Source organism: Mesorhizobium sp. M7A.F.Ca.US.002.01.1.1 (assembly GCF_004022955.1).
Classification (GTDB): Bacteria; Pseudomonadota; Alphaproteobacteria; order Rhizobiales; family Rhizobiaceae; genus Mesorhizobium; species Mesorhizobium ciceri.
Genome location: NZ_RZQE01000178.1, coordinates 1 through 10972, shown reverse-complemented (window position 1 = coordinate 10972; position 10972 = coordinate 1). Strand labels below are relative to the sequence as shown.

Sequence of the window (10972 nt, the reverse complement as noted above, 5' to 3'; positions counted from 1 at the left end):
TTACGAGACTTATTATTGAATATCGAGAATAAAAGCACTCGGGTTGACCTGCGTCAATCCCCTATGCACAAATTCTGACCGACTAGGGGTTGGGATCTTTGACTGGCGACCATCCTTGTGAGCGCTGCCCAAATGAGCAACGCTCATCTGCCCGCCCACTTTCTGAGACGATCGCTTCAGCAGAAATGGCGCTCAACACGGTCAGTGAGAACGAAATTGCATCAGTCGACACAGTTCGGTCGGTGGGAGAAACTACCGCCAGTGCTTACGTCGAATTAGTCACACCGTAAGATCGAGTGGCATATCCTTGCATAAACTATTGAAATATAATGGAAAATTGGCGCGCCCGACAGGATTCGAACCTGTGACCTGCCTTCGGAGGGCATCAGCTAGCCTCTGCCCCCAAATTGGAAAGTTTGCTAAGCCGCGTGCATCCGATAGCAGAAGAACGTCTCTTCTATAGTGGGTGGTGCGATGTGGCGTTCTCCCGACTCGGACCGCCGCAGCCGCGGTCTGCTATCCTATTTTCACGCCGCTACCGCCGTTTGCCGCATTGGCCGGACAGATCCATTCCAGGCATTGCAAGGAAAGGGTAGCGTGATTGCTTCTTAGGTGAATGCTCCACCGTCGCGGAACTCAGCCCGCGAGGCGATGTGCAGCGAGAAAAGCAATGAAACGCGCACTTGGCGGGCTCCTGCTGTTCGGCATTAATCGAGAACAGGCAGCGGTAGCTATCGGCGTCAGTCCAACGACGTTCGACCAGATGGTCGCGGATGGCCGTATGCCACAACCGCGGATGCCCAGCAAAGAGCGCTATGTCTGGGACGTGGAGGAACTGGCAGAGGCATTCCGGCGGCTACCACACCGCAACAGCAAACTTGACGGCGTGTCCTCCAGCGATAATCCTTGGCATCGCAGATGATGGACGTGGCGAGCACCATGGTGAAATTCAATCTGAAAGGCGTTGTCGAAGACAGGGATCGGCACGGCAATATCCGGCTGTACTTCCGCGCACCGGGTAGAAAAAAGATCCGTCTGCGAGAAAAGCCAGGTTCAGCCGAGTTCCACGAAGAAGTGCGCTGCGCGCGAGATGGCGTTCCTTATGCTTCGGCTCAGAATGTGGTCAGGCCTGTAGTGAGGCCAATGGCCCCTCGCGGCAGTCTGATGTGGCTTTGCCAGGAGTATTTCCGGCGCGGTGGCGCAGAGGTCGGCGAAGGCACGATGCTTCGACGACGAACAATACTCGAAGGCGTTTGCAAGCTGCCTCACCCGCTGAGCGGGCCAGTCAATCCGGACTTCTCGACGAAGGGTTCATTACCATTCGCGGCCATGAAGCGGGCTCACGTCAAGGAGCTCCGTGATACCCGGTCAGACGCTCCGGGGGCAGCCAACAATATTACAAAAGCCATTAGCGCAATGTTTGCTTGGGCCAAGGATGCCGAGATGGTTGAGGTCAATCCGGCAAACGGAATAAAGCGCCTGACTTCGGGCAATGGCGAAGGTTTCCACACCTGGGAAGTGTCGGAGATCGTCCAGTATGAGAAACGGCATGCGCGCGGCACCATGGCTCGTATGGCGCTGGCGATTTTCATGTTCACAGGTTTGCGACTGTCCGATGCAGCAATCTTTGGCAGACAACACATTTCCCAGGTTCGCAACAAGGATACCGGGACCTGGGAAGTGGATCAGGATCAAGCCAGGCAAGACCGACAAGAGCAAGGTGCGCAAGGAAGCGATTGTCGTCGAACTGCCTCTGCTCCCAGAACTCGAGGATGAGCTTTCCTTCGCCCCGGCCGGCAATCTGAGATTCCTCGTCACCGAGTATGGTCGGCCTTTCTCGGAAAACGGCCTTGGCAACAAGATGCGCCAATGGTGCGACGAAGCGGGGCTCCCGGGCTGCAGCGCCCACGGGGTCCGCAACGCAGGCGCCACCGTTGCCGCAGAAAACGGTGCCACGCATGAACAGCTGAAGGCGATTTACGGCTGGACGACGTATCAGCCCCGATCATTACATCCGCAAGGCACGCCGCCGGATAGTGGCGTAGTCTGCCCGGACGCTTCTGGTATTCGATCGAAACGAGAGCGAAAATGTCTCACTTTTGGAGGGGGTGGAAGAGGGTGGGACAAAAAAGTACAAAAAAACCAATTAAATCAACGGCAGCGAAAGCCAATGGTGGGCTCGGAGGGCCTTCCACCAAGGAAGGCTTCGGTTCGGGGCCGCCATGCTCTCTTCGAACGTAGCGGCTATGACGCCAAGGATGGCATTTGAAGGACCCCCTTAGGGTGATTGTGTCCAATTGCGCGCGATCGCTTGGATCAAAAACGCGGGAACGCGACCGTATCTTCTTTGATCTCGCCTGATGACATGCCCGTACGGATCCGCCCGGCGAGCGTATGGGTTGCGGCCACCGTACCGTCGGGCATCATCATAAAACTGACGTCCGCGCCATTCGGGAGGCGCCCCCGCTGCAACGTAGTCTCGACAGTTTTTCCTTCGCCTGCGGCCTAGTACGGCCATGAGGGTGACCGACAAGATCGGCGTCATGGACAAAGGGCGGAATGGATCCACTAGGCCTATCGGTGGTCGAGACAGCAGAAGGGGTCAGCTTGCCTGTCGCCTTTCGTCGCACGGTAGTCCCGAAACGCGACGTAGGCGGGTAGTTCAAAGCTTATCCGGTGCCGGCCTGATGGATCCGAATGGTACCAGCGAGATTGTGTCCTATATGACAAGTGAAGACAGTCTCCTCGAGACGGGAGCTGTTATGCGACCGCCGAATAAACCCAGGGCATTCAGATGCGGCTTCTCGCCCTCAACAACAGCTATGCGCAATTGCCCGAGCGCTTCTTCGCGCCCACAGATCCGAAGCCGGTGTCCGAACCCCGGCTGATCCGATTCAACCGGCCACTTGCGGAGGAACTCGGGCTCGATGCCGACCAGCTTACCAGCCCGGATGGATTGGATATGCTCTCTGGCCATAGATTTCCGGAAGGCTTGCAGGCAATCGCCCTGGCCTATGCAGGTCACCAGTTCGGAAACTTCGTGCCTCAGCTCGGCGACGGGCGCGCTCTGCTGCTTGGCGAGGTGGTGGACGTTAACGACATTCGCCGTGACATCCAGTTGAAGGGATCGGGACCGACGCGGTTCTCGCGCAATGGCGACGGCCGCGCAGCCGTCGGCCCGGTTCTGCGCGAGTATGTCGTCAGCGAAGCAATGGCCGCGCTGGGCATTCCGACGACGCGAGCCTTGGCGGCTGTGCTCACCGGGGACCCGGTCTATCGCGAGGTCCGGCTGCCCGGCGCTGTCCTTACAAGAGTGGCGGCCAGTCATATCCGGATAGGCACCTTCCAATATTTCGCTGCGCGCCACGATACCGGAGGCCTCAAGATCCTCGCCGACTATGCCATTGAACGCCACTTCCCGCAGCTGGTCGGGCAAGCGCGTCCGTACCGCGCTTTGCTTGAGGCCGTTGTCGCTGCACAGGCCGATCTGGTGGCGCGCTGGATGCTGGTCGGCTTCATCCATGGCGTCATGAACACCGACAACATGACGATCTCGGGCGAGACGATCGACTATGGCCCATGCGCCTTCATGGACGCTTATGACCCGAGCGCGGTGTTCAGTTCGATCGACCGTGTCGGCCGCTATGCCTATGCCAACCAGCCTCATGTGGCGACATGGAATCTTGCACGCTTTGCCGAGACTCTGCTGCCGCTCATGAGCACGGACGAGAGTGAAGCCGTCTCTGAAGCCGAAGAGGTGCTTGGGTCTTTCCAGTCCTCATATGAGACTGTGTTGCAGCGCGGCTTCCGCAGAAAACTCGGATTGCTGACCGAGGCGGAAGGCGACTTGCTGCTCGCGGCTGATTTTCTGGATGTATTAGCTCGCAGCGAAGCCGACTTTACGCTCGCCTTCCGGCGTCTGGGCGACGACCTCGCCGCCCCGGACGATCAGGGCGGGGCGCGGCAGTTGTTTGAGGATCCAGGCGCATTCGATATTTGGTCGGCGCGCTGGCGCCAGCGCATCGCAAGCGATGCTGCCGACACGGCCGCGCGCCGGGCGGTCATGCATGCCGTCAATCCCAAATTCATCCCTCGCAACCATCGCATCGAGGCTATGATCCAGGCGGCGCTGGCCGGGGACTTCACACCTTTCGAGGAGATTCTGAGGGTCATCAGCCGGTCCTTCGATGAGCAGCCGGAAATGGAACGCTATGCTGACCCGCCACGCCCGGATGAACGCGTCTTAAAGACATTCTGCGGCACATGAGACATTGAATGATGGCCGGTTAACATGTGCAAATGCGGAAGACCCTTCGCAAGCTACCGTCGTGAGTAGTCGGAAGCGTCTGATCTATGACGATTATGGACTCACGGAAGCTTGTCGATCACCCGTGCCGATGCTTCCCCCGTTGCAGCCAGGCCTACCTGAGCGTCCGGCGGCGGGTGCTGGGAGACAGGTCTTGAGCGTCATGGCTGTCCTGAATAAATTGGTCGCGTTCAATTTCACTGCAATCAGAGAACGCTCTCCGGAACCAGTTGCCCTGCATCGAGTTGCTATTCCGCCTCGCTTTTGAGCGCGAACGGGAGAACACAGGATGGCACCCACTAAGAAGGCATCACCGAAGGGCCTGAACGAACTTTTCCACGACACGTTGAAGGACATCTATTTCGCCGAAAAGAAGATCGTTGCGACGCTGCCGAAAATGGCAAAGGCCGCTCAAAGCCCAGATTTGAAGGCGGCGTTCGAAAAGCACCGCGAGGAAACGAAAGAACACGTTGCCCGGCTCGAACAGGTTTTCGAAGTGATCGGCAAGAAGCCGCAGGGAAAGACGTGTGCGGCTATTGTGGGCATCACCGATGAAGGTGCCGAGATCATGGAGGAATATAAGGGCACACCTGCCCTGGACGCCGGCCTGCTGGCTGCGGCCCAGGCTGTGGAGCACTACGAAATCTCACGCTATGGCACACTGAAGACCTGGGCCTCCGAACTCGGGCTGGATGAAGCGGTTTCTCTCCTCAATTTGACGCTTGGAGAGGAAAAGGCGACCGACGAGGCGCTGACACAACTCGCTGAATCGGCTGTCAACATGGCGGCCGAAAACGTGTAGTAGCCCCACCAGGCGAAGACTGGCCCGTCGCGTACGCGAATCTCACGGGAGGTATCAAATGGGATATCCAGGTACGCTCGTTTCAAGACTACTCGGCAAGAAGCCCGGCCCCGCTGGCAACGGCGATATGCGCAAGTCGACTGGCGCGGGTCCTGCAATAGCAGCGCATTCGAAAGACGCGAAGACAACGGCGCCGACCGGCCAGAACCGATCGGCGGCAGCAAAAGAAAAATGACCGACGCCGTAGGAGCGTAGTCACTGGACAGCCAACAATGCGACCTTTGACGCCCATTTCCGGTCAACCCTTTGAAGCAGGCGGTTCGGTCCTGTCCAGACTGCCCCGTCAGGTCGACTTGCAAGGCTTGCAACCAGTAAAATACCAGTGTCATCAGTACAAGCCATCGACAAAAGGTCTAAATTGTTAATGGGACGTATGTTATATTTCCTTCTCTCTACAAATCGACCGATGCGCAATATTTTGCCCTGCAGAAGACCCACTGAATCAATCACGCAGTCCAAAGGATCGCAATTAAACCTCTAATAGGCCATTCCAGATTTCAAATGCAGTTCAACTCGGGAAGGAGGGTGGCAAAACCCAATCCCGGAGGCGTCTGGACCTTTAGACCAATGCCATCGGTAGGTAGCGGATGATGATCTCGTCCTGCCGGAAACGGCGCTCCAACTCCGCTCGGCGCCTTCGCCAATCGGGCACATCGACTTCTTCCGTCATCACCTCGAAGATGACGATCTCGTCCATGTCGGACTCTTTTCCCTCCCTCCATACCCCTTCCGCGGGCGTCCGAAAATACGCGGTGACACCTTTGAAGGTATTGGCGAGTTCGTCCTTCACACGATCGAAGTCTTCCTTGGCGAAGGGCTCACCCGCGTTGTCGGAACGAGGAAGCAGGATCTGGACAAGGTGCATGCGGCCGCCTCCAAGCTCTTCCAACGGCGGCGACCGGCATCATGTTCCATCGGCTGACGCTGCGGGCAAAGGCGCAAATGTGGACCAGGCTGACAGGAAGTTCCTGTATTCCGTGACTCCAGATGGGAATCCTGGCCTTGCGTGAAAGTGCTGCCACCCGCAGCCAGCCCGTGACACCGCCGCAGTTGGGGGCGTGTGGTTGGATGTAGGCGAGCCTCGACCAAGCAAAGGGGCGTGCCCGACTCCTCGATGACAGGCAGGTTTTCTCCCATTGCCAAGGGCCGACAGGTTGCCTTGGCAATGCTGGCGCAACGTTCATAGGTGCCGGCACAATGGGCAGGGATCAGTCAGCCCGTCAACTGCCTGTTTTGGCTACGTTTATTCCTTCTCGCCGGGTGTCGTTTGCATCACAATACACGTATGACAGTAGGTACCACGATCTCGGCCGCGGATATTGCGCCGGCGACACGGACAGACGGCAACCTTGCATCGGCGCACGCGGCTGCGCAATTTTTTGCAAAAGCAGGAACATAGCTGCATCGCCCAAGTTAAATAGCGACGGCATTGGACCACGGACTCATTTTCGCATTTTCCAGGCTGCCAGAATGCTCCGGGGTTCTTTGATGCTCGAACGAATGGGCAGGACAATGTATCGCTGTCGGCGTTTGCTATCAGCCTTTGGTCTGGTGTTGTTGACGAGTGGCCTGTTCCCACAGGGCCAAGCCATGGCACAGGCGCCCTGCCCGGCCGACCACGATAAGCTGCTCGCCGCACTCAAGGCCAATGTGAAAGCAAGCGGCGGACCTGCCAACGGTGGCTTTGAGACCAACGAATGGGCCGCTGTCGTTGCTCGCGACGGCGCGGTGTGCGCGATCGCTTTCAGCGGTCCCACCGCCGATTCGCAATGGCCAGGCAGTCGCCTCGTCGCGGCGGAGAAGGCCAATACAGCCAATGGGCTCAGCCTGGCGCAAATGGCCCTATCGACGGCCAATCTCTACGCGGGGACGCAGCCGGGCGGGCCGCTTTTCGGCTTGCAGGAGACCAACCCGGTCAACCAGGCCGCAGCCTATGCGGGCGATCCCAAAACGTTTGGAAGTGCCAGCGATCCTCTCGTCGGCAAGCCAATCGGAGGCGTCGTCGTGTTTGGCGGCGGGCTTGCCCTCTATGACGGCAAGAGCATCGTCGGAGGCCTCGGGGTCTCAGGAGATTCCTCATGCGCCGATCACAATGTCGCCTGGCGTGTTCGCGCGGCGCTTGGCCTCGACAAGGTTCCCGCCGGGGTCAATCCCAATCGCAAGGACGCCATCGTCTACGATGTCGATCCCGGCGGCAAAAGCGCCTCGGGCTGGGGCCATCCGCTTTGTGCCGGCACCGAGGCTGACATCGCGGCGGAGCTCGGCGCCGGCGTGGGAGGCTCGATCCACAAATGAAAGGCATGCTGCACCCGCCACCAGCGCGCGTTGACGCAGGACAAGGCGCCCGCGCATTGGCGACCGAGAATTCCTTTCGCACGGGCATACTCTCGGTGATGCTGCTGGCATGCGGCCTGTTTCTGAGCGGTGCCTCGGAGCCCGCATCGGCGGCGGCTATCGCGCCGCCCGCCGCCGCGGCGCCACCCGATGACGGGCAATGGACAATGCCGGCCAAGAACTACGCATCGACCCGCTTCAGCGAACTCAGCGAGATCAACGAAGGCAACGTCAAGAACCTGCAGGTCGCCTTCACCTTCTCGACCGGCGTAAACAAGGGCCAGGAAGCAGCGCCGCTGGTCGTCGGCAACAACATGTACATCGTCACGCCCTTTCCCAACATCGTCTACGCGCTCGACCTTTCCAGGCCCGGCGCGCCGATGAAGTGGAAGTACGAGCCCAACCCCGAGCCGGCGGCACAAGGAGTGGCCTGCTGCGATGTCGTCAACCGCGGAGCGGCCTTCGCCGACGGACGCATCTTCTTCAACACGCTGGACGGCCACACGATCGCGCTCGATGCCAATACGGGCAAGCCGATCTGGAACACTCATATCGGCAACATCAACATCGGCGAGACCATCACCATGGCGCCGCTGGTGGTGAAGGGCAAAGTTCTGGTCGGCAATTCCGGCGGCGAAATGGGCGTCCGCGGCTGGGTCAAGGCGTTGGATGCCGGAGACGGGCATGTTGTCTGGACGGCTTATGGCACTGGACCCGACAAGGATGTGCTGATCGGCCCGGACTTCAAGCCCCACTACGACATGGACAGGGGCACAGACCTTGGCGTGACGACATGGCCACCGGAAGCCTGGAAGATCGGCGGCGGCAATATGTGGGGCTGGATCTCCTACGATCCGGACTTGAACCTGATCTTCCACGGCACAGGCAATCCAGGACCGTGGAATCCGGATTTGCGGCCAGGCGACAACAAATGGACGTCCGGTATTTTCGCGCGTGACGCCGATACCGGAGCGGCGAAGTGGTTCTATCAGTGGAGCCCGCATGACCTCCATGACTATGACGGCATCAACGAGCAGATCCTTCTGGACATGACCTGGCAAGGCAAGCCGCGCAGGGTCCTTGTCCGACCGGAACGCAACGGCTACCTCTATATCCTCGATCGGACCACTGGAGAGGTGCTATCGGCCACAGCCTATGGCCCGGTCAATTCCAGCAAAGGCGTCGATCTGAAGACCGGCCGCCTGATTGCAAACCCTGACAAGAGAACCGGCACCGGCAAGGTGGTCCGAGACATTTGTCCGACGGCATCCGGCCTCAAGGACTGGCAGCCATCGGCGTTTTCGCCGAGGACCGGCCTGCTCTATATCCCCCACAACAATCTCTGCATGGATGAAGAAGGCGTCGAGGTAAACTACATCGCAGGCACGCCCTATGTCGGCATGAACGTACGCATGATCCCCGGGCCGGGCGGCAATCGTGGTGCTTTTACCGCCTGGGATGTTTCCGCCGCCAAGCCGGCCTGGGTCCTGAAGGAGAACTTTCCGGTATGGAGCGGCACCGTCGTCACTGCCGGCGATGTCGTCTTTTACGGGACCATGGAAGGCTGGTTCAAGGCGGTCAGCGCCAGGACTGGCGATCTGCTTTGGCAGTTCAAGACGTCGTCCGGCATCATCGGCCAGCCAATAACCTATCGCGGCCCCGATGGGCACCAGTATGTCGCAATTCTGTCAGGCGTCGGTGGCTGGGCCGGCGCCATCGTTTCGGGCGACTTAGACCCACGCGATGCCACCGCGGCACTGGGCTTCGTCAACGCGATGAAGGATCTGAAGAACGCTACCACGGCGGGAGGCACGCTTTATGTGTTCCGGCTGCCTTGATGGATTGAACTTGACCGTACGTCCGGCGCGAAAGGCGTTCCAACGGGTGGCGATCGGCATGGCCGGGCTCGCCTTGTTGCTCTTTCCGGCTGTTGCCAACGCACGTGAATTGAGAGTGTGCGCCGACCCGAACAACATGCCGTTTTCCAACGCGGCCGGTCAAGGGTTCGAGAACAGGATCGCGGAAATTGTCGCCACTGATCTTGGCGCCAAGCTGACGTATACCTGGTGGGCGCAGCGCCGTGGCTTCATCCGCAACACGCTGAAGGCAGGCCTTTGCGATCTCGTGCCCGGCACGCCTGCCAATCTCGAAATGCTGCGCACCACCACTCCTTACTATCGTTCGTCCTATGTCTTCGTGACCCGCCAGGACGGCCCGGACGTGACGTCCTTCAACGACCCGCGGTTGCAAGAATTGCGCATCGGTGTTCAGCTCATCGGCGACGATGGCGCCAACTCACCGCCTGTCCAGGCGCTTGGCCGCCGCGGCATTGTCGGGCACCTCATCGGCTATCCCGTCTATGGCGACTACTCCGCTCCCAACCCTCCAGCGCGCATCGTCGAAGCTGTCGCGAACGGCGAGATCGATCTTGCCGTGGTCTGGGGTCCGCTCGCCGGCTATTTCGCCCAGAGGCAAAAGGTGCCGCTCCGGATCACGCCGGTCACGCCTCGCATCGATGGACCGCAACTGCCGCTAATGTACGACATCTCAATGGGTGTGCGGCGCGAGGACAGTGCGCTGCGTGGCGATGTGAATAGCGCGCTTGCCCGACACAAGGCCGAGATCGACGCGGTTCTGGCGCAATACGGCGTACCGCGTCTGGACATGGCCGGGAGACCGGCGCGATGAGGAAGGCTCTGGCGATGTTGCTGCCCTTGACGCTGGCCTTGGTCGCCTGCCAGCGCGAGGAGCGCGACACGCGACCGCAATCGGCGCTCGGCTCAGGTGAGCAGCCGACGCCTGTGACCACGTTGGAGCCGGGCGGACAGCGACCCTCCCCCACCGACAACAAGGCGGCGAGCTTCGAGGCCAACGCCTTCCACATGAGCGAGGGCAAACGCTTGTTCGGCTGGTTCAACTGCTCGGGCTGCCATGCCAATGGCGGTGGCGGCATGGGTCCGGCGCTCATGGACGAGAAGTGGATCTATGGCAGCTCGATGGAAAGCATCCACGCCACGATCCGCGACGGCAGGCCCAACGGGATGCCAAGCTTCGGCCAGAAGATACCCGACGACCAGATATGGGAGCTGGCGGCCTTCGTGCGCGCACTGGGCGGCAACGCGCCGTCTTCCGCCGCGCCGCAACGCAATGACGACATGATGGTGCATCCCTCGGAAAACCGCCTGCCGGATGCCGCGACACTGGGCAAATCACCGTGAAGCGCCCGGCCTCGATGGCCTTCGCCTTCTGTGTCCTGTTTCTGCAGGGATGCGCAGGCTGGCAGTCGGCGCTTGACCCGAAGGGCCCCGCAGCCGGCGAGCTGGCCTGGCTCATCTGGTTCTTTACCGCGCTTTGCGCGGTTGTTTGGGCGCTGGTGATGATCGCTCTCGCAGCACCGCTGGTCATGCGATCGCGTTCCGGCGATGAACCCCTCCTACTCGACGAAGCGGCCGAACGCGGCAAGATGCGCG

Annotated in this window: 11 protein-coding genes and 1 pseudogene; 10 read left to right on the top strand and 2 right to left on the bottom strand. The window is 60.0% G+C overall.

Annotated elements, in window-relative coordinates; all coding sequences use genetic code 11:
* Window positions 1-670: 670 nt before the first annotated feature.
* From EN932_RS18270 to EN932_RS18250, 5 genes are all read left to right on the top strand, one after another.
* Entirely contained in the window at window positions 671-922 is a 252-nt protein-coding gene (locus EN932_RS18270; protein ID WP_128338034.1) for a hypothetical protein, read from the top strand.
* Window positions 907-1776 (top strand): hypothetical protein, encoded by an 870-nt coding sequence (locus EN932_RS18265; RefSeq protein WP_128338035.1) that lies wholly within the window; start codon window positions 907-909, stop codon window positions 1774-1776. Before EN932_RS18270 ends, EN932_RS18265 begins: the two co-directional genes overlap by 16 nt.
* A complete protein-coding gene (locus EN932_RS38005; protein WP_164890527.1) occupies window positions 1721-2269 on the top strand; it encodes a hypothetical protein in 549 nt (182 codons plus the stop codon). The genes EN932_RS18265 and EN932_RS38005 overlap by 56 nt, the downstream gene beginning before the upstream one ends.
* Window positions 2270-2794: 525 nt before the next feature.
* The gene (locus tag EN932_RS18255) at window positions 2795-4267 is read left to right on the top strand and encodes a protein adenylyltransferase SelO (protein WP_128368959.1); all 1473 of its coding nucleotides are present in this window, start codon (window positions 2795-2797) and stop codon (window positions 4265-4267) included.
* A gap of 328 nt (window positions 4268-4595) precedes the next feature.
* Window positions 4596-5108: a ferritin-like domain-containing protein gene (locus EN932_RS18250; RefSeq protein WP_127385524.1), complete on the top strand. Its 513-nt coding sequence runs from the start codon at window positions 4596-4598 to the stop codon at window positions 5106-5108.
* 619 nt (window positions 5109-5727) lie between these two features.
* Here the strand turns inward: EN932_RS18250 and EN932_RS18245 are convergent.
* Together EN932_RS18245 and EN932_RS18240 are read right to left on the bottom strand one after the other, a co-directional pair.
* Complete coding sequence (locus EN932_RS18245; RefSeq protein ID WP_128338037.1) at window positions 5728-6033, bottom strand: hypothetical protein; 306 nt, start codon at window positions 6031-6033, stop codon at window positions 5728-5730.
* A complete protein-coding gene (locus EN932_RS18240) occupies window positions 5987-6352 on the bottom strand; it encodes an enolase C-terminal domain-like protein (RefSeq protein WP_245483292.1) in 366 nt (121 codons plus the stop codon). Before EN932_RS18240 ends, EN932_RS18245 begins: the two co-directional genes overlap by 47 nt.
* Window positions 6353-6758: 406 nt before the next feature.
* Between EN932_RS18240 and EN932_RS18235 the strand changes: the two genes are divergently transcribed.
* The 5 genes and pseudogenes from EN932_RS18235 to EN932_RS18215 form a co-directional block, all read left to right on the top strand.
* On the top strand, window positions 6759-7463 hold the full coding sequence (locus EN932_RS18235) for a heme-binding protein (RefSeq protein WP_013525145.1): 705 nt from the start codon (window positions 6759-6761) through the stop codon (window positions 7461-7463).
* Window positions 7460-9340 (top strand): methanol/ethanol family PQQ-dependent dehydrogenase, encoded by a 1881-nt coding sequence (locus EN932_RS18230; protein ID WP_128338390.1) that lies wholly within the window; start codon window positions 7460-7462, stop codon window positions 9338-9340. Before EN932_RS18235 ends, EN932_RS18230 begins: the two co-directional genes overlap by 4 nt.
* On the top strand, window positions 9321-10190 hold the full coding sequence (locus EN932_RS18225) for a substrate-binding domain-containing protein (RefSeq protein WP_128368958.1): 870 nt from the start codon (window positions 9321-9323) through the stop codon (window positions 10188-10190). The genes EN932_RS18230 and EN932_RS18225 overlap by 20 nt, the downstream gene beginning before the upstream one ends.
* Complete coding sequence (locus EN932_RS18220) at window positions 10187-10720, top strand: c-type cytochrome (RefSeq protein WP_128338507.1); 534 nt, start codon at window positions 10187-10189, stop codon at window positions 10718-10720. The genes EN932_RS18225 and EN932_RS18220 overlap by 4 nt, the downstream gene beginning before the upstream one ends.
* Window positions 10717-10972: pseudogene (locus EN932_RS18215) on the top strand (cytochrome c oxidase subunit II); the annotation flags it as partial. The gene EN932_RS18220 and the pseudogene EN932_RS18215, both read left to right, overlap by 4 nt.

Coding starts and splice junctions, on each gene's coding strand:
- EN932_RS18245 (WP_128338037.1), bottom strand. CDS start 6,033: ATGCACCTTGTCCAGATCCTGCTTCCTCGTTCCGACAACGCGGGTGAG.
- EN932_RS18230 (WP_128338390.1), top strand. CDS start 7,460: ATGAAAGGCATGCTGCACCCGCCACCAGCGCGCGTTGACGCAGGACAA.
- EN932_RS18235 (WP_013525145.1), top strand. CDS start 6,759: ATGGCACAGGCGCCCTGCCCGGCCGACCACGATAAGCTGCTCGCCGCA.
- EN932_RS18270 (WP_128338034.1), top strand. CDS start 671: ATGAAACGCGCACTTGGCGGGCTCCTGCTGTTCGGCATTAATCGAGAA.
- EN932_RS18240 (WP_245483292.1), bottom strand. CDS start 6,352: ATGAACGTTGCGCCAGCATTGCCAAGGCAACCTGTCGGCCCTTGGCAA.
- EN932_RS18255 (WP_128368959.1), top strand. CDS start 2,795: ATGCGGCTTCTCGCCCTCAACAACAGCTATGCGCAATTGCCCGAGCGC.
- EN932_RS18225 (WP_128368958.1), top strand. CDS start 9,321: ATGTGTTCCGGCTGCCTTGATGGATTGAACTTGACCGTACGTCCGGCG.
- EN932_RS18220 (WP_128338507.1), top strand. CDS start 10,187: ATGAGGAAGGCTCTGGCGATGTTGCTGCCCTTGACGCTGGCCTTGGTC.
- EN932_RS18250 (WP_127385524.1), top strand. CDS start 4,596: ATGGCACCCACTAAGAAGGCATCACCGAAGGGCCTGAACGAACTTTTC.